Origin of the sequence: Pseudomonas sp. MPB03 (assembly GCF_046605385.1) — a bacterium.
GTDB lineage: Bacteria > Pseudomonadota > Gammaproteobacteria > Pseudomonadales > Pseudomonadaceae > Aquipseudomonas > Aquipseudomonas zanjanensis.
In genome coordinates, this window is sequence record NZ_CP176770.1 from 3762456 (window position 1) to 3783709 (window position 21254).

The window sequence follows — 21254 nt, forward strand, 5'->3', positions numbered from 1 at the left end:
ACGTTGGCTGTGCCGGCCTCTTCGCGAGCAGGCTCGCTCCCACAGGGGGCTCGGTGCACCTGAATTTTTGTGCCTGCTGAAATTCCAGTGTGGGAGCGAGCTTGCTCGCGATAGCGGTGGCTCAGTCAATGAAGATGTCGGCTGTGCTGGCCTCTTCGCGAGCAAGCCCGCTCCCGCCCTTCCAAAAAAAACGTCAGCCTCTTACCCACCGCTCCCGCCGACTAAGCACAGGCTTTTTTACAAAGACCCTCTGCGGCAACAGCAACCAAGCCAAGGCCGGCAGCAGAATCAAGGCCCCAAGCATGTTCACCAGGAACATAAAGGCCAGCAACACCCCCATGTCAGCCTGAAACTTGATCGGTGAAAACGCCCAGGTCGACACCGCCACCGCCAATGTCATGCCCGTCAGCAACACCACCTTGCCGGTAAACAGCAGCGCCTGGTAATACGCCTGGGCCAAGGTGTCGCCGGCACGCATCCGCGCCAGGATCACGCTCAGCACATAGAGCGCATAATCGACGCCAATGCCCACGCCCAAGGCAATGACCGGCAGTGTCGCGACTTTCACCCCCATGCCCAGCCCCACCATCAGCGCCTCACACAGGATCGAGGTGAGCATCAGCGGCAGCATCGCGCACAGGGTCGCCCGCCAGCTGCGGAAGGTCAGCAAACACAGCAGGCTGACCGCACCGTAGACCCAGAACAGCATCTCGCGCATGGACTTCTTCACCACGATATTGGTCGCCGCTTCGATCCCCGCGCTGCCGGCCGCCAGCATGAACTTGACCTCCGGCATCTGATGCCCGGCAATGAATCGCTCGCTGGCCTCCACCACCCGGTTCAAGGTGTCTGCCTTGTGGTCGGCCAGGTAGACGTACAACGACAGCATCGAACACCCCTGGTTGAACAACTCCCGCGGTGCACGGGTTTGCACGGCCCCCAGCGCGCCGTCGTTGGGGATCAGTTCATACCATTTGAAGTTGCCTTCGTTATAACCGGCCGTGGCGATCTTGCTCAGTGCCGCCATCGAGGTGGTCGACTCCACACCGGGCAATTGCTCCAGTTGCCAGGCCAGCGCGTCCACCGCGGACAGGCTGGCGTAACGGGTGCACTGATCCTCCGGCGTCTTGATCATGACCACGAAGATGTCCGAGCTGGCCGCGTAGTTTTGCGTCATGAACAGCGCATCGCGGTTGTAGCGCGAGTCGGCCCGCAGCTCCGGAGCGCCGGGGTCCAGGTCGCCGATTTTCAGGTGCAGGCTCACGGCAAAACCAAACGCGGCCAACAGCAAGCCAACCAGCATGGCGCCAATGGCCCAGCGCCGTTGGGTGAACAGATCGAGCACGCGCCACAGCGGATGCTTGATCTGCGCCTGTTGCTCATGGGTTTCCGAACTCAGGCTGCGTTGCGCCGCTGCCGGGCTGACGCCGATGTAGCTGAGCAGGATCGGCAGCAGAATCAGGTTGGTGAAAATCAGCACCGCCACGCCGAGGCTGGCGGTGATCGCCAGGTCCTGGATCACTCGGATGTTGATCAGCAGCAACACCGCAAAACCGACCGCATCACAGAGCAACGCGGTGATGCCGGCAGCGAACAACCGGCGGAAGGTATAACGCGCGGCGACCACGCGGTGAGTGCCACGGCCGATGTCCTGCATGATGCCGTTCATCTTCTGCGCGCCATGGCTCATGCCGATGGCGAAGACCAGGAACGGCACCAGTGCCGAGTACGGGTCCAGCTCATAACCGAGCAAGGCAAGCAGCCCCAGTTGCCAAAGCACCGCGGCCAGTGAACACGTCACCACCACCAGGGTGCTGCGCGCGCAACGGGTGTAGCCGAACAGCACCAGCACCGTCACCAGGACCGCCACCACGAAGAACAGCAGGACTTGGGTCATCCCTTCGATCAGGTCGCCGACGATTTTGGTAAAGCCGGTGATGTGAATCCTCAGATCGTCGGTCTGATACTTATCCCGCAGCGCCTCCAGTTGCCGGGAGAATTCGCCGTAATCCAGCGCCTTGCCCGTCTGCGGATTGATTTCCAGCAACGGCACGAAGATCACGCTGGACTTGAAGTTGCCCGCGACCAATTGACCGACTTCCCCTGAGCGGCCCACGTTGGTCCGCACCTGCTCGATGCTGGCGGCCGAGCCGTCGTAGTCGTCGGGGATCACCGTGCCGCCGTCCAGACCTTCTTCGGTCACGGCAGTCCAGCGCGTGGTCGGGGTCCATAGCGACTTCATGTAGGGACGGTCGACACCCGGCAACAGATAAAGCTCGTCGTTGAGCTTGGCCAGGGTGTCGAGGTAATCCTTGGTGAAAATACTCCCCTGCTTGACCTCCACGGCAATGCGCAGCGAGTTGCCCAGGCCGCTCAACTCGCTGCGGTTCTCGAGGAAATTGGCGACATAGGGATGCCCGGTGGGAATGGTCTTCTCGTAGCTGGCATTGATGCCGATGCGGGTGGCTTGCCAACCAAGCACCAAGGTCACCAGCAGGCACAGCAGGATCACCAGCGGACGATGGTTGAAGATCGCCCGCTCGGCGAAGTTGCCCGACGCCCGGTCGAAGTCTTCCTGGCGGCCGATCACGGTTTGGGTTCTGTCGTCTTTCAAGTTTGACTCCTGTTGCACGAGCCGTGGCCCGATAGCGCTACACCGTGAAGTTTCAAGGTTTACCCGAGGCGCGCGGATCCTGGTCAGCGGCCACGCCGCTCAAGCCGACGCTGGCCAGGCTGCCATCGACCGCCTGTTGCACGGCAGCGACGGTCCCGCCACTGCGACTCTGACGTTTGTCGAAGCTGCGTCCCTGGTCATGACTGAAGAGAAGCTCGCCACTCTGGCTGGCCAACAGCAGGCCGCCGTCGCGCAGTTCGAGGGCGCTTGCCAAGGTTGACTCGATGCCGGTTTCCAGACGTCGCCAACTGCCGCCACGGTCATCGGACCACCAGGCGTTGCCGCGCAAGCCATAGACAATCAGGGCCCCATCGCGGGTGCCGAGCAGGCCGAAAAAGCTGCCTTCATAAGGCGACTTCAAGGCCTGGAATGACTGCCCGGCATCGGTCGAACGCAACAACAGGCCGCGCTCCCCCACCAGCAGCAAATCCTTGCCCAAGGCGCGGATGCCATACAGGTTCAAGCCCTGGGGATTGTCCACATGCTGCATCCACGGTTGCCAGCTTCGGCCGCCATCGTCGGTGCGGTAGATCTGGTTGTAGGCACCCACGACGTAGCCGTGCAGACGGTCGCTGAAGTACAGGTCAAGAAACGGCTTGTCCGGCCCGTCATCGAGCATGTGCCGTGCCTGCGCCAAGTGGCTGGCACCACCAGGTTGGTTGGCATCGCGCTCAGCGACTTGCACCGCCAGGGCGATGGCACGCTCGCCGTCGAGTTGCTTTTGCCAGGTTTCGCCGCCGTCCTGGGTGTGCAGCACCACGCCCAGATGACCGACCGCCCAGCCCTGCTCGGCATCGACGAACTGCACTGCCGTCAGGCTGACGCTGACCGGCACCTTGGCCTGGCGCCACGTCACGCCTGCGTCATCGGAAAGCAGCACGATCCCGCGCTCGCCCACCGCCACCAGGCGTTCGCCGGCCCGGCCCAGCCCGAGCAAGACCGCGCGCGGGGCCTTGGCCGTCGGCAGTGCCGGTTGCTGCAGCACCGCCAGGGTCGTGGCCTGTGCGACCCAGGGCACGCTCGCCAGCAGGCATCCGAGCAAGGCGCAAGCTCCCCATAACGGACCGCGGCGCGCAAAGATTTTTTCAACGTTCATATCGTTATTCCGCCTGGAAAATCGTAAGCGACCGCGACGAACCCCCTCCTCGCCACGGCCGCCACCGGTTCAACGCATGTTTTCGTTGGCCATGGCATCCGGGGTGAAATAGGACGCCGAAGGCTTCGCGACTTTCTGGTACTGAACCGTCAGGTCGTTGCTTGATGAGTTGAGGAAGTAGGCCCCCGTGTCGAGGTTGTAGCTGCCCCACATGACCTGGGCGGTCAGGGCCGGCAGGTCCGGTGCCAGCAGCGTCAGCGAATACATCTGCCGGCCGAGCTTGCCCTGGGCGTCATATCCGTCGGCCATCAGGATCTGCCAGGAATCCTCATCGACGTAGTAAGTGCGACGTGGCACGACATGGCGCTTGCCGGATTTGAGCGTGGCCTCGACCACCCAGACCCGATGCTTCTCCCAACGCACCAGATCGGGGTTGAGGAAGTTCGCCTTGACCAGGTCGTCGCTCTTGGCCAGCGCGGCGCGGTTATTGTTGTAGGCGACGATCAGCTCTTTCTTGCCCACCAGCTTGAGGTCATAATGATCGGTCGGCCCGAACAGCATGAATGCTTCGTCGAACAAGCCGACGCCGGAGGTCACGAAGTCCGGCGTGTCATAGGCAATGTTCGGCGCCCGACGAACCCGGCGCTGACCGACCAGGTACTGCCAGGCCGCCCGATTGGCCGGGTCCAGGTCCCAATGGGTCATCAGGCCTTCGCCGGCCTTGGACGACGGCAACTCGGTGAACAGCTTGCCCAGCAGGTACTTGCCCGAATAGTTTTCCAGGCTGCCGCCTTCGACGTAATAGGGAAACTGGTAGGTGTATTGGGCCCGGGTCGCCTGGACTTTCTTGCCTCCGGCGGTCATCAGCCAGGTATCGAATGGCGAGCTGATGGTGTCACCGCCCTGCCAGGACAACCGATAGTTCCACAGCACCTGCGCACCGTTTTCCGGGATCGGGAACGGGATGCCGCCGTACGCACTGGAGACCTTCTCACTGTCCACGTCCAGCGTGGCGCGGGTGGCGTTCTTGCTGGTGTTGTCATAGACCCATTGCGGCGCGGCAGCCGAGCGATGGGTCGGGTACACGTCCAGGCGGTAGTCCGGGTATTTTTTTAACAGCAACTTGGTGCCTTCGGCCAATTCGCCGGCGTACTGCTCCATGTTCGCGGCCTTGATCGAATACAGCGGTTTCTCGCTGGCGAACGGATCGGCGCGCTTGTCGCCCGATTTGTAGCCAGGCGTGACCTGGGTGTAACCGCCCTGCCATGCCGGGATGCTGCCATCGGCGTTGCCGGCACGCTCGCCGCCCAGGGGGGTCAGATCGGTTTTCAAACGGGCGGCCTGTTCGGGCGACACCGCTGCCTGCGCCAGCCCCATGCCAGCGAGGGCCAGGGTCAGGACGCAGGTGTTCAGGAAAGCTGTGTTCTGCATGGCGAATCCACCTTATTAGAATGAGGTTTTCACGTAGAGCGAGACGAAGTCGCGGTCGGCCAACGACTGTCCGTAACTGAAATTGCCGTCCTCGCGCAGCCCGGCTTTCGGGGCACCGAAGAAGTTCACGTAATTGAGGCCGACGTCCCAGCGTTGCAGGTAGGTGGCTTTGAGCCCGACACTCCAGTCACCGGAATGGGTGTTGCCGAAGCCGGATTTGTTGACGGCCGATGAGCGCCCATCGAGCACGATCCCCATGCCGATCGGCACCGTCAGGTCGATCCCGTCGATAATCTGGAAGTACGCAGGCTCCAGCAGCACGCGCAGCGCCGTGGCATCGCGGGTGGTGTTGGAATCCAGGGCGGCCGCGTTCTTGGTCACGCTCAGGGTGCGGTTCCAGGCCAGTTCGGCCAGGGCCGAGCCGCCGTCCCAGAACGCGGTTGGCGACAGCAGGTAAATCGCCGACAGGTTGGCGTGGGCGGTCTTGCCCCTGGCGAACAACTCATTGTCGCCACCATCGGCCTCCACGCCGGGGGCCACCACTTGCAGGTTGCTCACCAGTGGCGCGTTCCAGCGCAACGACGTTTCACCGGCAAAGTTGAACGGGCCATAGGCGGTGGAGAAACTGACGCCGGCCGTCTTGATGTCTTCGGCGTAGACCTGACGATAGGAACCCAGGATCGGCAACCCGCTGGCCGCTGCCGCCGGACCGTCCAGGTAGGCATACAACCCGATCGGCGCTTTATCGTGATACTGGGCCGCGTAGAAACCCAGCTCCAGCTCGGTGCCGCTCGGTTTGAAGCGGATCTGCATACCGCCCTGCCCTGAATTGCGCGGTTTCAGGTCACCGCCATTCACCGTGTCATTGCCAAAGACTTCGCGCAGCGGACCGCTGCCGTAGCCGATGGCATCGACGTCGCTCAGGTAGCTGCCGGCACCGGGCAGGTTGGAACGCTCCCACTCGAACTGATAGTAAGCGCCCACCGACAATTGCGGGTTGATCTGCAACTGCCCGGAGATCTGATTGACCGGGCGCAGGATTTCCTTGAACTGCGTGCCCGGCACGCTGAGCAACTTGACGACGTCGGTCGGCCCCTGGGCATTGGCGATGCCGTTGCCACCGTAGAACAGGCTTTCGCCGTAGATCAGGCTGTGGCGGCCCAGGCGCGCCACGCCCTGGGAGTCCTCACCCAAATCACCGCGCACGAACACAAAGGCATCGAGAATTTCCGCGTCGCGACCGTGGAGCTCGCGGGTTTCGCTGAGAAAATGCGGTTGCTCGCTGCTGTCGGTGTCCTGGTTGTAGATATCGTCGTACCAGGCCGCGCCGCTCACCCGCAGGCCATAGTTTTGCCGGCTGAGGTCCATTTCGGAGAACAGGTCCAGGCGGTTGGAGACCAGGCCGCGACTGAAGTTCTTGTCACCCTGGCTCTGGATCGAGGGATACAGGCCGTTGGCGGTCGGCGCGTTGGTCAAGCGGCTGTCCTGCCCTTGCAGGCGCCAGGCCTGGCTGTACTTGATGGTGTTGTCCCAGCGCAGTTTCCAGTCGGAGTCACCCAGGTCCATTTGCATGGCTTCGACCCGATCGACCATCACACCGGTGCTGCATAACGCCAGGAACAGCGCGCAATGCTTGAAACGAAAGCTCTCTTTGACGTTATCCATGGACGCTTCTCATTATTGTTATTTTTGGGCATGGCTTTGGCAGCCAACACGCTCAGGTCGCGGCTTGCGCCGCTTTCCACAGGTGCGCAGTTCAGATGTAGGTGGAGGCCAATCCCCCATCGACCGGCAGGTTCACGCCGTTGATCCAGCGCGACTCGTCGGCACACAGGAAAGCGATCACCGCCGCCACCTCATCGGCGTAGGCGGGACGTTTCATACGGTGGGCATCGGCCTGGGTCCGCGCCTCGCCGAGCATGCTCACGAAGTCGTCGAGGATGGGCGTGAACACCGGGCCTGGGGCGACACTGTTCATGCGCACCGAATGCTCAAGGAACCAGGGCTGGGCCTGCAGGTAGTTCCAGACGATCAAGGCTTCCTTGAAGTACTGGTAGCAGGTCTGGTCCGGCACCGGGTGGTCGGCCAGCCAGGCTTGCGCGGCGGCAAAATCCTCGATGCGCGCCAGCGCCTTGTGCTGTTCCAGACGCAGCGGCCATTCGGCGCCAAGGATCGAGGCGATATTGACGATGCTGCCGCCAGCGCTGATACGCGGCAGCAGCGCACGGCTCAGGTGGCGCAGCCCAAGGTAGTTGACCCGCGCCAGCAGTCGCGGATTGGCGGTGCCCGGCACACCGGCAATGTTGCACAGGCTGTCGAGCCGTGCGGGCAGCTGTGGCAGCAAACGGTCGATGTTCTCGGCGCTGCTCAAATCACCCTGTACAAAGCCGTCCAGGGTCATGTGCGGCGCCTTGAGGTCCACGCCAATCACCTGGGCGCCGTGGGCACGCAGCAAGCTCGCCGTGGCAGCACCGATACCCGACGAGACCCCCGTCACCAGCACAATCTTGTTGTCGAGTTTCATGTTGACTCCTCTTCTTATTGTTGTGTACCCGCCGGGCCCAGCTCATCGAGCCCGGTAAAACCGGCCGGTCAGAACGGGTAGACCGGCGCCGTGTCCTTGATCGTGACCCACTGCCATTGGGTGTATTCGTCCCAGTCCGCCGGGCCGCCGACACTGCCGCCATTGCCCGAGGCGCCACGTCCGCCGAACGGGTTGACGCACTCATCGGCAACGGTCTGGTCATTGATGTGCAACATGCCGCACTGCAACCGCTCACCGATGGCCATGGCCCGGCCCACTGACGGTGAAATGATCGCTGCGGCCAAGCCGTACTCGGTGCGATTGGCCAACTCGATGGCTTCGTCGTCGGTGGCGAAGCTGACCACCGTGGCCACGGGCCCGAAGATCTCTTCGTCGAAAGCACGCATGCCCGGCTTCACGCCGCTGAGCACAGTGGCCTCGTAGAACAGCCGATCGTGGTCGCCGCCCGCTTCCAGCCGAGCCCCGGCAAGCACGGTGTCGCTGACGATGTCGTGGACCCGTTGCAACTGCCGCTGATTGATCAGCGGCCCCATCGCGGCTTCTTCCCGGGCAGCGTTGCCAGTCGTCATCGCCTGGGCCTTTTCCACCAGTTTGCGGGTCAGCTCGGCGGCGATGGATTCATGGGCGAGGATCAAGCCGGTGGCCATGCAAATCTGCCCTTGGTGCAGCCAGGCGCCCCAGGCCGCGTTCCGGGCCGCGAGGTCGAGGTCGGCGTCTTCGAGAACGATCAGGGGGTTCTTGCCACCCAACTCCAGGGCGACTTTCTTCAGGTTGCGCCCGGCCACTTCAGCCACCTTGCGCCCGGCGCCGGTGGAACCGGTGAAGGCGATCATGCGCACGTTAGGGTCGCGGCACAGCGCCTCACCGGCATCCGCCGCGCCAGGCAACACTTGCAGCAAGCCCTTGGGCAGGCCTGCTGCCTCGAACAAGCAGGCGATGAGGAAACCGCCGCTCACCGGCGTCTGCGGATCCGGCTTGAGCACCACCGCGTTGCCCGCCGCCAGGGCCGGCGCGACAGAGCGCATGGACAGCACCAAGGGAAAGTTGAAGGGTGAAATTACCCCGACCACGCCGTGGGGCTGGCGCCGCGCATAGGACAGGCGCCCCGCCTCGCTGGGCAAGACCACCCCATGGGCCTGGGACAGCAGGCCGGCGGCCTGGTGCAACAGCACGATGGCTTCGCGTACCTCGTGCTGCCCCTTGAACAGAGCAGCGCCGGTCTCCCGGGCCACGTACAACGCCAGTTCGTCGAAGGACTGCTCGGCCACGTCGGCGGCCTTGCGGAAGATCGCCGCCCGTTGCCGCGGGCCCAGGGCCGCCCATGCCGGCTGAGCGAGGGCTGCGTCGCGACTGGCCTTGGCGATGTCGGCGGTGTCGGCCGTGGCACAGCGCATCAACCGCTCACCGGTGGCCGGTTCGATTATCGTTTGCAGCGGGCCCGAGGCAGGCACCCAGTCACCGTTGAAGACACATTCCGACTCGATCACCTGAGACAACAGGTGGCTCTTGGATGCAGACATTTAACACTCCCGGCTCTTTGTTGTTGTCATCGTTTGCCGCACCTGGACGGTGTCGACGCAAACGCCGTGCAAGTGCTTGAGCAAGCGCTGTGCCGGTTTTGCCCGCAGGCCTTGATAAACCTGGCGCAGGGCTCTGGCCCAGGGTTCTTCGCCGGACACGACGGGTCGGGAGCCGCCGCCGACCTGGCCGTTGGCCAGCTGTCGCTTGTTCATTTGATAAAGTTATGCTTAATAACTATCTCGCCAGGTGATCATTTCGATCACTGCGCCATCAGGGGCATAACAATGAATAATCCCCACTGCCAGTTGCCGGACCGGATCGCCACCGAACATTTCCATCCACGGGGCGACAGCAAAGAGCTGAGCGACAGCAGTTCGCCCACCACGGCAGAGCTCACCGCGTGCCTGTTTTTCTCCCCCGATGATGGCCGTATCTGGCTCAACGACCAGCGCATGTTGCTGCTGCACAGCTCCTCCTTCGGTGCGTTGCGCCGGGAAATCATCGAGCGCCAGGGGCTGGAGCAGGCCCGCGGCATGCTCACCCGCACCGGCTATTCCTCCGGCGCCCGCGACGCCCGGCTGATTCGTGAACGCTGGCCCCACGCCGATGCCGCGGCGGTGTTTCGCGCCGGCACGCACCTGCATACCCTCGAAGGCATGACCAAGGTCGAGCCGCTGCATTTCAAGTTCGACGCCGACTCGGGATTCTATGAAGGGGAATTTCTCTGGCATCACTCCTGCGAGGCCGATGAGCATGTCGCCGCCTATGGCACCGGGCAGGACCCGGTGTGCTGGACCGAACTGGGCTACGCCATCGGCTTCGTCAGCGGGCTGTTTGGCCAACTGGTGGTCTTTCGCGAAGTGGAATGCCGGGGCATGGGCCATGAACGCTGCCGAGTCGTCGGCAAGACCGCCGAGCAATGGGGTGACATCGAGCAGGACCTGAATTACCTCAATGCGTCACCGACGACGGTCGTTCCACGCGCCGATACTCAGTCCGACAACGTCGCCGGAACCGCCCCGCTGCCGGACAGCGAACAGCCGCTGATCGGTGCCAGCGCCGCCTTCAACGCCGCGACCCAGGCCTTGCAACGGGTGGCCTTGACCCCCGCCACCGTGCTGGTCAGCGGCGAATCCGGCGTCGGCAAGGAGATGTTCGCCCGCCAGTTGCACCAACTGAGTCGCCGCCGTGACGGTCCGTTCATCGCCCTCAACTGCGCGGCCATCCCCGATAACCTGATCGAGGCCGAACTGTTCGGCGTCGAACGCGGTGCCTACACCGGCGCCACCCATTCACGCCCCGGGCGTTTCGAACGCGCCCACGGCGGTACGTTGTTCCTGGACGAGATCACCTGCCTGAGCCTGGCCGGGCAAAGCAAGCTGCTGCGCGCCTTGCAGGAGCGGGAGATCGAACGGGTTGGCGGCGGCCATGGCATCAAGGTCGATGTGCGAGTCGTGGCGGCCACCAACATCGACCTGCGCAAGGCCGTGGCGGACGGCGCGTTCCGTGAAGACCTGTTCTACCGGCTCAACGTCTACCCCATCGCCCTGCCGCCCCTGCGCGAGCGTCGCGACGACATACCGTTGCTGATCAATGCCTTCCTCAAGCGCTTCTGCCAGGAATACGGCCGCACGCCGATGGGGCTGACCATGCGTGCCTTGAAGGTGCTGTTGCGCTATGACTTTCCGGGCAACGTGCGGGAATTGCAGAACCTCATCGAACGCGGCCTGATCGCCAGCGAAGAGGGCCAGGCGATCGATCTGGTCCACCTGTTTCGCAATGAGCAATTGCCGGTGGATGCGTACTCCGTGGACCACCTCGGCGGCCTCTCGACCATGGGCCTGGTCGGCAACGACGTGGCAGAAAAACCGGCGCTGCTCCAGTCACTCAGCCAACTGGACGCGGACTTCTCCATTGACGGGCTGGAATCGCGGCTGATCAACGAAGCCCTGCAACTGAGCAGCGGTAACCTGGCGGCAGCCGCGCGCTCGCTGGGGCTGAGCCGGGCGCAATTCGCCTATCGGTTGAAGAAGCATCAGAAAGGTGTCCCAGACTAAACACCGAACTAATGTGGGGGGCTTGCTCGCGAAAGCGGTGGGCCAGCTTGCATGTATGTCGAATGTGCTGACGCCTTCGCGAGCAGGCTCGCTCCCACACTGGTTTCTGGGTGGTTTTAAGGTCTGTGTACTAGCGACTCAATCGGTGGTGCTCGCCGCCAGCACGGCAAGCGTGCGGCGCTTGGGGTTCCAGATGCTCAGGCACCAGACGCCCCACCACTCCAGGCCATCGTCGAAATAATCGCTCCAGGGCTCACGGGCCGGATCGGGTTCGTCGCTGGCGGTCCAGTTGACGTTGAAGTTGTCGACCCAACTCAACACCACGACATCGATCCCTTCTTCGAGCCCGAGCAAATCGAGCCATGCCTTGAACAGCGCTTGCGGCGTGTCGTCGCTGAAACGGGTGCCATAGGGCGGTTCGCAGAAGTCCGCGTACAAGGCGTAGGGCTGCTGATTGTGTTCGCCCACGTCGGTGCGCATGAGTCGGGTCACCTCGTCGTGGTTCAGCGGCTTGGCGACAGCCTTGTCCAGATCCCAACTCATGATGGGCGACGCAACCTCGGCATCGCGCGGATCGAGGGCCAGTTGGCGGTGACGCTCCAGCCATAGGGCCTTGATCTGCTGGAACAACAGATCCACGGCCTGGCGATGGAGCGCCTCGTCAACCGCCTCATTCGCCTCAGGCGCAAGCACCAGGAACTCGAAGGCGCAACCGGCCCTCTCCATTCGTTGGCGCAACGATGCGCTGGTTGGCTGTTCAACGACGTTCAACATGACCGTCTCCGTCAGACAAGGGAAAAGCGCCCCGCCGATACTCGCTGGGGGTCTGGTTCATTTCGATGCGGAAATGTCGGTTGAAGTTGGACAGATTGTTATAGCCCACTTCAAAACAGATGTCGGTCACCGGCATTTCGCTTTGCAACAGCAAGCGGCAGGCGCGCTGAACTCGCAACTTGCGCATCAGGTCGATGAAACCGTGCCCGGTGATGCGCTTGAAGAATCGCGAGAAGCCTGGCTCGCTCATGTCCAATTGACGGGCGATCACCGACAGTCTCAGGTCGCCGGTGAGTTCGGCTTGCAGGTACTCGAAGGCTTTGTGGATACGCTCGGAACTGCGGGCATCGAGGGTCGGTGCGTAGCATGGGCTCGCCAGGCTCAGGGCCTCGTCACCGGGAGCCTGGTTGAGGGTATGGAGCAACTCCAGGAACAGCGCCAATCGCTGCAGCCCCTGGGCCGGGCCGATGGTTTCCAGCAGGTGCGCAGCCCTCAGTGCGGTGTCACCTGCGAAGGCAAGGCCACGGCGGGCTCGTTCGAACAGCCCCTGCAGATCCCCCAGTTCAGGCAGGGTGCGGCGCAAGGTCAGCAGCGTGGCGCCGTCGAATTGCAACACCACGTCACGACCGGCCAAGAACTCCCCCGGCGCCAGGTCGCCCATCCAGTCGTGGGGCAAATCCGGGCCGATCATCGCCACATGACCGGGGCCAAACGGGCCGATGTAGTCGCCCGCCAACAGTTTGCCGCTGCCCTGGCGGATCAGGTGGATCTCGAATTCAGGGTGATGGTTCCAGCGCGCCAGCGGGTACGGGTAATCGTGCTCGTACCAGCGAAAACTGTGTTCGGGTTCGGGCAGGATGACTTCCAGTTCGGCCGGTCGCTGCTCGAACAGGGGCGTTCGGAGATCAGGCATGTCGCGCCTCTTTTAGCGTTATAGCGGGCACCTTACGCCGAGTACGCAGCGCTTAGCCAGCCTCGGTCTGACCGTCCGCTGGTACTTTTTTAACCCGCGCTTGCCACGTTCAGCGACGTTAAAAAAATATCAGCCCACGATTCTCCCCGCGTTTGTCCTCCTCCACGGGCGCTGCTGTAATCGGCTTACCCATGACCGCAATGCTATTCACTTAAGGCAATCGGCAAACCCGTGGCGAGGGAGCTTGCTCCCGCTGGGCCGCGAAGCGGCCCCAAAACCTGCCAAGTGCGGCGTATCAGACACACCGCACCCGCCGGTTTACGACTGCTTCGCAGCCGAGCGGGAGCAAGCTCCCTCGCCACAAGGGCTGTGTGCACCGCCTACTCCCTAGACTGACAGGAAAACCCCATGAAACGACTCGAAGGAAAAAGTGCCTTGGTGACCGGCGCCGCCCGTGGTATCGGCAAGGCATTCGCCCAGGCCTATATCAACGAAGGCGCCACGGTGGCGATCGCCGATATCGACCTTGACCGAGCCCAGGCCACCGCCGCCGAGCTGGGCGACTGCGCCTACGCCGTCAAAATGGACGTGACCGACCAGGCCTCGATCGACCAGGCCATCGAGGCCGTGGTGGCCCGGGCGGGCAAGCTGGATATCCTGATCAACAACGCCGCGCTGTTCGACCTGGCGCCCATCGTCGACATCACCCGACAGAGCTACGAGCGGCTGTTTTCCATCAACGTCGCCGGCACGCTGTTCACGCTGCAGGCGGCGGCGCGGCAGATGATCCGCCAGGGCCATGGCGGCCGGATCATCAACATGGCCAGCCAGGCCGGCCGGCGTGGCGAGCCCCTGGTGGCGATCTATTGCGCCACCAAGGCGGCGGTGATCAGCCTGACCCAGTCCGCCGGGCTGGACCTGATCAGGCACCGGATCAACGTCAACGCCATCGCCCCCGGCGTGGTGGATGGCGAGCACTGGGATGGCGTGGACGCGCTGTTCGCCCGTCACGAAAACCTGCCGCTGGGGGAAAAGAAGCGCCAGGTTGCGGAGCAAGTACCCTATGGCCGGATGGGCACCGCGGAGGACCTCACCGGAATGGCGATTTTCCTGGCCTCGACGGAGAGCGAATACGTGGTGGCACAGACGTATAACGTCGATGGTGGTAACTGGATGAGCTGATAATCGAGGTTTTTATGGCCTTGAAACGACGGAAATGGACTTATTCGCTTGAAAACTGATCCCACTACTTGAGGATTGTCCCGAACGGTGCCCAACGGTACCGTTCCAAGGATTTCAAGAGAGCGTGAATACCGTTGCCCCGGCGGGGCAAAAATTGCGCATCATAGGCGCCGTCCGCTCAAGGGAGATTTACATGCGTGCCATTTCATCCGTCATGGGTCTTGTCGTGCTGTCGCTGGGCCTGGCGTTCACCACCAGCGCCACGGCCACCGAAGAGACGCAACTGGTCGAGTCCATCAACCTTTACCGCAGCCAATCCCAAAGCTGCGCCGGCCAGGCCTCGTTGGAACTGCCGCCGCTGGCGATGGACTCCCGGCTGATCCTGTCGGCCAATGGCATCGGCGACCTGCAACAGGCGCTGGCGCGGGCGGCCTATCCCATGGTCAACGTGCAAGCCATCAGCCTGTCCGGGCCGCGCGATGCGCAATCGGCCATGAAAGCCGTGCAGGAAAGCTTCTGCCAGGTGGTGCTCGACCCACAGTTCGTCGACATCGGCGTCAGCCGCCTGGATCGCGAATGGCGCATTGTGCTGGCGCGCCCGTTGCTATCGGCGCGCCTGGGTGATTGGCAAGCGGAGGGCCAGAAACTGCTGAAGCTGATCAACAGCGCCCGCGCCCAGCCGCGTCGCTGCGGCACCGAAGCCTTCGCCGCCACCACGCCGCTGGCCTGGAACGCCACCCTGGCCCTGGCCGCCGTCACGCACACCCGGGCCATGGCCAACAACAACTTCTTCGACCACAAGGACCGCGACAACCGCACGCCCGGCGACCGCGCCGAACTGGCCGGCTACCTGGGCCAATTGATCGGCGAGAACATTGCCGCCGGCCAAGACACCGCACTCAAGGTGGTGGATGGCTGGCTGGCCAGCCCGGGGCACTGCGCCAACCTGATGAACCCGCAGTTCCGCGAATTGGGCGCCGGGTATGCGACCGATCCGAAAAGCGATGCGGGGATCTATTGGACAGCGATGTTTGGCACGCCGCAGTAGCGGTGCCATCGCGAGCAAGCTCGCTCCCACAGGGGATTTTTGGCGGCCATGCGATCAAGTCCCAGCGCCAGCCAGTGTGGGAGCGAGCCTGCTCGCGAAGGCGGCGGCATATTCAACATCGATGCTGTCTGAACCACCGTTTTCGCGAGCAAGCTCGCTCCCACAGTGGGCGTTGTGGCGGTCATGCGCTCAAGTTCCACCATCCGCCAATGTGGGAGCGAGCTTGCTCGCGATAGCCAGTGCCTGATCAACCTCAGCGCCCGTGGCTGGCCTCATCCTGCCGCAGCACCTGCCGCACATGCTCCATGAACTGGCTCAACGAGGGTGATGGGGCCACCGGCTTGCGCTGCAACAGGCCGATCGAGCGTTTCGCCGGCTGGTCGATGGCAGTGACCATGCACTGCTCGCCAATGTTGAACACGGCCGTGCAACTGGCCGGCAGCAGGGAGAATCCCAATCCTTCGCGCACCAACGCCGTGGCGGTGCTCATGTGCGCGACCTCCCAGGCCGGAACCGCATCGACGTTCAGATAGCGCAATGCAGCGTCAGCCAGGGGGCGGATGCTGGTGTCGGGCGTAAGCGCGATGTAGGGCTGCCGCTTCCAGTCGTCCAGGCCTTCGCGCAGGTGATCCTTGTGGCTCAATAGCACAAGGTTGTCGTCCAGCAGTCGCTCGAAACTCAATCCGGAAAGATCGTCAGGCAGCGAACTGATGCCGGCGTCCACCTCGCCTCGCTGCACCCAGCCCATGATTTCCCCCGCGCGGCCATCCAGCAAGCTCACCGTCACGCCCGGGTTCTCACGCTGGAAAGCAGCAATGGCCATCGGCAGGAACGATGCGGCGGCGGTAGGCAGGGCCGCCAGCCGGAGCGTACCCCGGCTCAGGTTGAGGGTGTCACGAGCATCGCGTACGGCATCGTCCATGTCCCGGAGCATGCGCCGGGCCTGGGGCAAGAAGTGCTCTCCGGCGGGCGTCAGTTCGACGCTGCGGGTGTTACGCGCGAGCAGTTGCAAGCCCATGCTCTCTTCCAATTTGCGAATGCTGTAGCTCAACGCCGGTTGGGACAGGTGCAATTGTTCTGCCGTGCGGGTAAAGCTCGACGTCTCGGCGATCAGGATGAAGGCACGAAGCTGACGAAAAGAAACGTTCATGGCCCACTCATAAAATTACTGAATTAATTGATTCTATCTTTAAAATTCACAGAATAATCCACCCCCTCCACTATGGAGCCACCTTTCAGTGGAACTCGGACATGACAAAAACAATTCTCGTCGGGTGTGGCGCCGGTTTCGCCAATGATCGACCCGACGCCGCCCTGCGCCTGGCCCAGGACCTGGCGCAACGCAGCGGCCAGCGCTACATCATGCTGGAGCTACTGGCTGAGCGGACCCTGGCCGAGGCCCAGCTACGCAAACGACTTGATCCAGAGACAGGCTACTCCGCCCGCCTGTTCGACTTCCTCGAACCCATGCTCGACCTGTGCATCGAGGCCGGCATCCCGATCATCACCAACGGTGGTGCCGCTAATCCCCGGGCGGCCGCGCGACGGCTGCGACACGGGTTGGCGGGTCGCTTCCCTGAGCTGAAAATCGCCTGTGTATTGGGCGATGACCTGTTGGAAGAAACGCCTCCCCGGTACGAACGATGGTTGTCATCGGCCCCCTTGGAGCACCCCGTTTCGGTGAACGTCTACACCGGGGCCGACGGTATTGCCCAGGCGTTGGCCGAGGGCGCCGGGATCGTGCTGTGTGGTCGGGTCGCGGATCCGTCGCTGGCGGTGGGGGCGATCCGCCATGGGCTGGGTTGGGCGGCTGACGATTGGCAGAAAATGGCCGTCGCCACCACAGCCGGGCATCTGCTGGAATGTTGCACCCAGGTCACTGGCGGCTACTTTGCCCATCCTGGGGTGAAAGACATTCCGGACCCGGCCAACCTCGGCTGCCCCATTGCAGAGGTTCACCAGGACGGCCGCCTGATCATCGGCAAGACTCGCAACAGCGGTGGCCGGGTCAGCGAACAGACCGTCAAGGAACAACTCCTCTACGAAGTACATGACCCTCGACGCTACCTGACGCCGGACGTGGTGCTGGACCTGGGCCAGGCTCGCGTAGAGGATCTGGGCGAGGACCGTGTCGAGATCAGTGGCCTGCTTGGCCATCCACGTCCCTACACGCTCAAGGGCCTGGCGGGGGTGCGCGGCCTGTGGTTCGGCGAGGCGGAAATCTCCTACGCAGGCCCCGGTGCCGTGGCGCGTGCTGCACTGGCGCGGGAGATCCTGCTGCAACGTTTTGACCAATTGGCACCGGGGATACAGCCCTGGATCGACCTGTCCGGGGTTGCCAGCCTTTTCAACGACCAGGGCGGTCGTTATCTGCAAAAGCAACTGGCCCAGGCGCCCTCCCTGGAAGATGTGCGCGTGCGCATCGGCTTGACCCACACCGACCGATTGCTGGTGGAAGCGCTGCTGGCAGAGGTTGAGTCGCTCTATACCAACGGGCCCGCGGGCGGCGGTGGCGTGCGTCGGCACCTCGCCGAGACCGTCACCACTCGCAGCTTCCTGCTGCCGCGAAATGAGATCCACACAACCCTGGAGTGGTATTGATGAACCTGGTCACCCTCGCTGACTATGCCCATGCCCGTGCTGGCGACAAAGGCAACATTCTCAGCATCGCCCTGTTTCCCAACGATCCTGCCCACTACCCCTGGCTGCTACGGGAACTGACCTGCGCCCGGGTGGCCGAGCAATTCGCGACGCGCCAGCCCTCCAAGGTGCATCGCTATGAGCTGCCGAACCTGAACGCATTGAATTTCGTACTTGAGGACGCCCTGGAGGGTGGAGTGAACCGCAGTTGCGGTCTTGACCGCCACGGCAAAAGCCTGAGTTACCTGCTGCTGGCCCTGCGTTTGCCAGGCCCGCAAGGCTGACCGAGCCACCGCCCGCGCACCATCCGACAACAATAAAAAGAGAGGCTGCAACATGATTACAACCCTGGGTTTCCTGATGATGTTCGCCATCATCGGCTTGATATTGCTGCGCAGGATCAGTCCGGTTGTGGCGTTCACCACCCTTCCCGTGGTCGTTTGCCTGCTGGCCGGTTTCAATCTCGGACAGATCGGCGAGTTCATCAAGGCCGGCCTGATTACAGTGGCCCCGACCGCCGCACTGTTTCTGTTCGCCATCCTGTTTTTCGGCATCATGCGTGACCGCGGCCTGTTCGATCCGTTGGTCAATCTGCTGATCCGCAGCACGGGCGGCAAGCCGTTGGCCGTGGCGTTGGTAACGGTATTGGTGACGTCGGTGGTTCATCTCGACGGCGTCGGCGCCGCCACGTTCTTGCTGACCATCCCGGCCCTGTTGCCCTTGTACAAACGCCTGAACATGAGCCCGGCGATGCTGTTGTGCCTGGTCGGCACCACGGCCGGTGTCATCAATATGGTCCCTTGGGGCGGCACGACCGCACGGGCCGCCGCGGTGTCGGGGCTGGATGCCACGCAGTTGTGGCTAGGCTTGCTGCCGGTGCAGATGGTGGGCCTGGCGTGCATGCTGCTGGTCGCGACCGTATTGGGCCTGCGCGCCCAGCGTCGCCAACCGATGTCCCTCGGGGCAGCGGCGACGTGCGACCTCGACGGGCTGCAACCCCAGGACCGGGAATTCAGCCTCTCGCCCCGGGAGCTGCGCTACTGGCTGAACGTGGCGCTGACCGCTGGGATCCTGGTGTGCCTGTTCACCGGTATTTTCCCCCTGTACGCCTGTTTCATGGTGGGCCTGGGCATCGCCCTGCCCTTGAACTTCCCGTCCCTGGACGCCCAGGCCGAACGCCTCAAGGCCCATGCCGCCGACGCGCTGCAAATGGTCCTGGTGATGATGGCTGCTGCCGTCCTGTTGGGCGTGCTCTCCGGCGCGAAGATGTCCGACGGCATGGCCTTGGCACTGATCGATATCCTGCCGGCGGGATCCGCCCAATACCTGCACGTGATCGTCGGTTTCTTCGGCGTGCCCCTGGGCATGATCTTTTCACCGGACGCCTATTATTTCGCCCTGCTTCCGGTGATCAAGGACGTGGCCGCCGCCGCGGGTGTTCCTCTCGAAGCCGTGGCCCGGGCCATGCTGATCGGGGAGAACACCGGCTTTTCCATCAGCCCGGTGGTGCCCAGCGTCTATCTAGCGCTGGCGTTGTCCGGGGTGGAGCTGCGCAAGCACATCACCTATACGTTCTTCTGGGCCTGGGGCGTCAGCCTGGTGATGCTTGCCTTTGCCGTGGCAACCGGCGCGGTACAGGTATAACGCTCAAGGGCGGGCTTCAATGCGCATCGAAGATCAGCGAACGATGCACCCCGGAGCCCGCCCTCACCCCATCGCCGACCGCCAACGCGACTGAGCCGAACGGCATCGCCGCATCGCCACAGACAAAAACACCCGGGACGCTGGTTGCACGCGTCATCGGGTCGGCCTGGATGAACGCCCCGAGCGGGCCGTCTTCAAAAGCACAGCCCAAGGACGCCGCGAGTGAACCGGCCACCTGGATGCGCGGCAGGACAAACAAGCCGTCAATGGCGATCACCCGTCCGTCCGCCAGCACCACGTCGGCCCGGTCGCCTTCAATACGTTCGACACGCTCCGGCACCAGGGTTACGCCCCGTCGGGCCAGGCTGTCCTGTTGCTCAAGGTCGGGCTCGAACACGCCATTGGTGAAGAACGTCGTCGGGCCCCAGTCGGGCAGCATCAAGGCATGGTGGAGCGACATCGGCGAGGTCGCCAACACCCCGATGGGACCTTGTTCCAGTTCATAGCCGTGGCAATACGGACAATGGAAGACGCTTTTGCCCCAGCGCTGCGCCAGCCCTTCCACGTCGGGCAACTCATCGATGACCCCGGTGGCCAACAGCAGGCGCTGGGTGCTGTAGCGTTGCCCGTCATGGGTCTCCACGAGGAAGCCGCCCCCCTCCTGGCTGGCCTTGCTCGCGGTAGCCGATACCCACTCTACCGTCGGGTAGGCCAACAGCTGGCGGCGGGCATCATCGGCAATGTCTCCGGGGGCGCGGCCATCCTGCCCGAGAAAACCATGGGCGCTGGCCGCGAACCGGTTGCGCCGCTGGCCGGCATCGATGACCAGCACTTTGCGGCGGGCACGGGCCAGTTGCAGGGCTGCGGACATACCGGCGTAGCTGCCGCCTGCGATGACGACGTCGTAGTGCATGATCAATCTCCTGGGGTGGTCTGGCGGAATTGATAAAGTCTCGATACATCGTAAGTTCCTTGAAAAGCGCCTGTCAACGATCTCGTAACTTTTGCGATTACAGGCGATACTCAGGCCGGTCTTCGCCACGGTACGTTGCAACGCTCATGAGAACCGACACCCGCCTGTCCCGCATGCTCCACGTATTGATCCACATGGATCGTCACCAACAATCGGCCACGTCCGACACCCTCGCGCAGATGCTGGGCACCAACCCGGTGGTGGTGCGCCGGACCATGGCGTTGCTCAAGGAACAGGGGTATGTCACGTCGGAAAAAGGCCATCGTGGCGGCTGGACCTTGAGCAAGCCGCTGTCGGAGATGACCTTGCTGGACATCCACCAAGCCTTGGGCAGCACGTCGATCTTTGCCATTGGCCTGTCCACCGATCATCCGCAATGCCTGGTGGAACAGGCGGTGAATGGCGCGCTGACGGATGCGTTCGATGAGGCCCAGGCGTTGCTGCTCAAGCGTTTGGGAGCAATTACCCTGGCGCAGTTAGCGGAGGATTTTGACGCGCGGTTTCGACAGGTATGCGCAGAGGATGGAACCGACCTTTCGCAGATGGGGCACTGATGTTGACAGGTCCGCCGCTATCGCGAGCAAGCTCGCTCCCACAGGGTTCAGCCTTGACCACAAGCCGTCCATTCGCCGCGAGTCCCTTGTGGGAGCGAGCTTGCTCGCGATAGCGGCGGTACATTCAATATCATCTATTCAGATGAATGCATTCGCGAGCAGGCCCGCTCCCAAAGGGGTTAACCGAGCGTTCAATAAAAAA

Annotated in this window: 18 protein-coding genes; 7 read left to right on the plus strand and 11 right to left on the minus strand. The window is 63.1% G+C overall.

Going from position 1 to position 21254, the window contains the following annotated elements; translation table 11 throughout:
- Window positions 1-193: 193 nt before the first annotated feature.
- The 7 genes from ACLH0I_RS16565 to ACLH0I_RS16595 all read right to left on the minus strand — a co-directional run bounded on the left by ACLH0I_RS16565 (window position 194) and on the right by ACLH0I_RS16595 (window position 9479).
- On the minus strand, window positions 194-2614 hold the full coding sequence (locus tag ACLH0I_RS16565) for an efflux RND transporter permease subunit (RefSeq protein ID WP_411384794.1): 2421 nt from the start codon (window positions 2612-2614) through the stop codon (window positions 194-196).
- Window positions 2615-2666: 52 nt separating this feature from the next.
- Complete coding sequence (locus ACLH0I_RS16570) at window positions 2667-3770, minus strand: WD40/YVTN/BNR-like repeat-containing protein (RefSeq protein ID WP_411384795.1); 1104 nt, start codon at window positions 3768-3770, stop codon at window positions 2667-2669.
- Between the two features lie 69 nt (window positions 3771-3839).
- Window positions 3840-5201: a DUF1329 domain-containing protein gene (locus ACLH0I_RS16575; RefSeq protein ID WP_411384796.1), complete on the minus strand. Its 1362-nt coding sequence runs from the start codon at window positions 5199-5201 to the stop codon at window positions 3840-3842.
- Between the two features lie 15 nt (window positions 5202-5216).
- Complete coding sequence (locus ACLH0I_RS16580; RefSeq protein WP_411384797.1) at window positions 5217-6866, minus strand: DUF1302 domain-containing protein; 1650 nt, start codon at window positions 6864-6866, stop codon at window positions 5217-5219.
- Between the two features lie 91 nt (window positions 6867-6957).
- A complete protein-coding gene (locus ACLH0I_RS16585) occupies window positions 6958-7725 on the minus strand; it encodes a coniferyl-alcohol dehydrogenase (protein WP_186729843.1) in 768 nt (255 codons plus the stop codon).
- A gap of 68 nt (window positions 7726-7793) precedes the next feature.
- A complete protein-coding gene (locus ACLH0I_RS16590) occupies window positions 7794-9266 on the minus strand; it encodes a benzaldehyde dehydrogenase (protein WP_250962015.1) in 1473 nt (490 codons plus the stop codon).
- On the minus strand, window positions 9267-9479 hold the full coding sequence (locus tag ACLH0I_RS16595; protein WP_411384798.1) for a hypothetical protein: 213 nt from the start codon (window positions 9477-9479) through the stop codon (window positions 9267-9269).
- 72 nt (window positions 9480-9551) lie between these two features.
- On the opposite strand from ACLH0I_RS16595, the gene ACLH0I_RS16600 reads away from it, so the two are divergent.
- Window positions 9552-11324 (plus strand): sigma 54-interacting transcriptional regulator, encoded by a 1773-nt coding sequence (locus tag ACLH0I_RS16600; protein WP_411384799.1) that lies wholly within the window; start codon window positions 9552-9554, stop codon window positions 11322-11324.
- Between the two features lie 138 nt (window positions 11325-11462).
- Here ACLH0I_RS16600 and ACLH0I_RS16605 read toward each other — a convergent pair whose 3' ends face one another.
- Together ACLH0I_RS16605 and ACLH0I_RS16610 are read right to left on the minus strand one after the other, a co-directional pair.
- On the minus strand, window positions 11463-12098 hold the full coding sequence (locus ACLH0I_RS16605) for a hypothetical protein (RefSeq protein WP_411384800.1): 636 nt from the start codon (window positions 12096-12098) through the stop codon (window positions 11463-11465).
- Complete coding sequence (locus tag ACLH0I_RS16610; RefSeq protein ID WP_411384801.1) at window positions 12082-13011, minus strand: AraC family transcriptional regulator; 930 nt, start codon at window positions 13009-13011, stop codon at window positions 12082-12084. Before ACLH0I_RS16610 ends, ACLH0I_RS16605 begins: the two co-directional genes overlap by 17 nt.
- A 408-nt stretch (window positions 13012-13419) precedes the next feature.
- Here ACLH0I_RS16610 and ACLH0I_RS16615 point away from each other — a divergent pair, with 408 nt between their 5' ends.
- Both ACLH0I_RS16615 and ACLH0I_RS16620 read left to right on the plus strand, forming a co-directional pair.
- Window positions 13420-14193, plus strand: coding sequence for an L-iditol 2-dehydrogenase (locus ACLH0I_RS16615; protein ID WP_250962019.1), 774 nt, complete (start codon window positions 13420-13422; stop codon window positions 14191-14193).
- 193 nt (window positions 14194-14386) lie between these two features.
- Window positions 14387-15241, plus strand: coding sequence for a CAP domain-containing protein (locus ACLH0I_RS16620; protein ID WP_411384802.1), 855 nt, complete (start codon window positions 14387-14389; stop codon window positions 15239-15241).
- Between the two features lie 253 nt (window positions 15242-15494).
- Here ACLH0I_RS16620 and ACLH0I_RS16625 read toward each other — a convergent pair whose 3' ends face one another.
- Window positions 15495-16391, minus strand: a complete 897-nt coding sequence (locus tag ACLH0I_RS16625) for a LysR family transcriptional regulator (RefSeq protein WP_250962021.1) — start codon at window positions 16389-16391, stop codon at window positions 15495-15497.
- Between the two features lie 101 nt (window positions 16392-16492).
- Between ACLH0I_RS16625 and ACLH0I_RS16630 the strand changes: the two genes are divergently transcribed.
- The 3 genes from ACLH0I_RS16630 to ACLH0I_RS16640 are packed head-to-tail and all read left to right on the plus strand — an operon-like array spanning window position 16493 to window position 19525.
- Window positions 16493-17842 carry an acyclic terpene utilization AtuA family protein gene (locus ACLH0I_RS16630; protein WP_411384803.1) on the plus strand — a complete coding sequence of 450 codons (1350 nt, stop codon included), beginning with the start codon at window positions 16493-16495 and terminating at the stop codon, window positions 17840-17842.
- Window positions 17842-18165 (plus strand): hypothetical protein, encoded by a 324-nt coding sequence (locus tag ACLH0I_RS16635; RefSeq protein WP_250962023.1) that lies wholly within the window; start codon window positions 17842-17844, stop codon window positions 18163-18165. Before ACLH0I_RS16630 ends, ACLH0I_RS16635 begins: the two co-directional genes overlap by 1 nt.
- A gap of 52 nt (window positions 18166-18217) precedes the next feature.
- Window positions 18218-19525, plus strand: a complete 1308-nt coding sequence (locus tag ACLH0I_RS16640) for a CitMHS family transporter (RefSeq protein WP_186707624.1) — start codon at window positions 18218-18220, stop codon at window positions 19523-19525.
- 16 nt (window positions 19526-19541) lie between these two features.
- Here the strand turns inward: ACLH0I_RS16640 and ACLH0I_RS16645 are convergent, their stop codons facing one another.
- Window positions 19542-20438, minus strand: a complete 897-nt coding sequence (locus ACLH0I_RS16645; protein ID WP_411384804.1) for an NAD(P)/FAD-dependent oxidoreductase — start codon at window positions 20436-20438, stop codon at window positions 19542-19544.
- 146 nt (window positions 20439-20584) lie between these two features.
- Here ACLH0I_RS16645 and ACLH0I_RS16650 point away from each other — a divergent pair, with 146 nt between their 5' ends.
- Complete coding sequence (locus ACLH0I_RS16650) at window positions 20585-21052, plus strand: Rrf2 family transcriptional regulator (RefSeq protein ID WP_411384805.1); 468 nt, start codon at window positions 20585-20587, stop codon at window positions 21050-21052.
- Window positions 21053-21254: the final 202 nt, after the last annotated feature.

What these genes read in the sequence shown, in the direction of transcription:
- ACLH0I_RS16570 (WP_411384795.1), bottom strand. Translation starts at nt 3,770, where the DNA reads ATGAACGTTGAAAAAATCTTTGCGCGCCGCGGTCCGTTATGGGGAGCT.
- ACLH0I_RS16575 (WP_411384796.1), bottom strand. Translation starts at nt 5,201, where the DNA reads ATGCAGAACACAGCTTTCCTGAACACCTGCGTCCTGACCCTGGCCCTC.
- ACLH0I_RS16580 (WP_411384797.1), bottom strand. Translation starts at nt 6,866, where the DNA reads ATGGATAACGTCAAAGAGAGCTTTCGTTTCAAGCATTGCGCGCTGTTC.
- ACLH0I_RS16585 (WP_186729843.1), bottom strand. Translation starts at nt 7,725, where the DNA reads ATGAAACTCGACAACAAGATTGTGCTGGTGACGGGGGTCTCGTCGGGT.
- ACLH0I_RS16590 (WP_250962015.1), bottom strand. Translation starts at nt 9,266, where the DNA reads ATGTCTGCATCCAAGAGCCACCTGTTGTCTCAGGTGATCGAGTCGGAA.
- ACLH0I_RS16595 (WP_411384798.1), bottom strand. Translation starts at nt 9,479, where the DNA reads ATGAACAAGCGACAGCTGGCCAACGGCCAGGTCGGCGGCGGCTCCCGA.
- ACLH0I_RS16600 (WP_411384799.1), top strand. Translation starts at nt 9,552, where the DNA reads ATGAATAATCCCCACTGCCAGTTGCCGGACCGGATCGCCACCGAACAT.
- ACLH0I_RS16605 (WP_411384800.1), bottom strand. Translation starts at nt 12,098, where the DNA reads ATGTTGAACGTCGTTGAACAGCCAACCAGCGCATCGTTGCGCCAACGA.
- ACLH0I_RS16610 (WP_411384801.1), bottom strand. Translation starts at nt 13,011, where the DNA reads ATGCCTGATCTCCGAACGCCCCTGTTCGAGCAGCGACCGGCCGAACTG.
- ACLH0I_RS16615 (WP_250962019.1), top strand. Translation starts at nt 13,420, where the DNA reads ATGAAACGACTCGAAGGAAAAAGTGCCTTGGTGACCGGCGCCGCCCGT.
- ACLH0I_RS16620 (WP_411384802.1), top strand. Translation starts at nt 14,387, where the DNA reads ATGCGTGCCATTTCATCCGTCATGGGTCTTGTCGTGCTGTCGCTGGGC.
- ACLH0I_RS16625 (WP_250962021.1), bottom strand. Translation starts at nt 16,391, where the DNA reads ATGAACGTTTCTTTTCGTCAGCTTCGTGCCTTCATCCTGATCGCCGAG.
- ACLH0I_RS16630 (WP_411384803.1), top strand. Translation starts at nt 16,493, where the DNA reads ATGACAAAAACAATTCTCGTCGGGTGTGGCGCCGGTTTCGCCAATGAT.
- ACLH0I_RS16635 (WP_250962023.1), top strand. Translation starts at nt 17,842, where the DNA reads ATGAACCTGGTCACCCTCGCTGACTATGCCCATGCCCGTGCTGGCGAC.
- ACLH0I_RS16640 (WP_186707624.1), top strand. Translation starts at nt 18,218, where the DNA reads ATGATTACAACCCTGGGTTTCCTGATGATGTTCGCCATCATCGGCTTG.
- ACLH0I_RS16645 (WP_411384804.1), bottom strand. Translation starts at nt 20,438, where the DNA reads ATGCACTACGACGTCGTCATCGCAGGCGGCAGCTACGCCGGTATGTCC.
- ACLH0I_RS16650 (WP_411384805.1), top strand. Translation starts at nt 20,585, where the DNA reads ATGAGAACCGACACCCGCCTGTCCCGCATGCTCCACGTATTGATCCAC.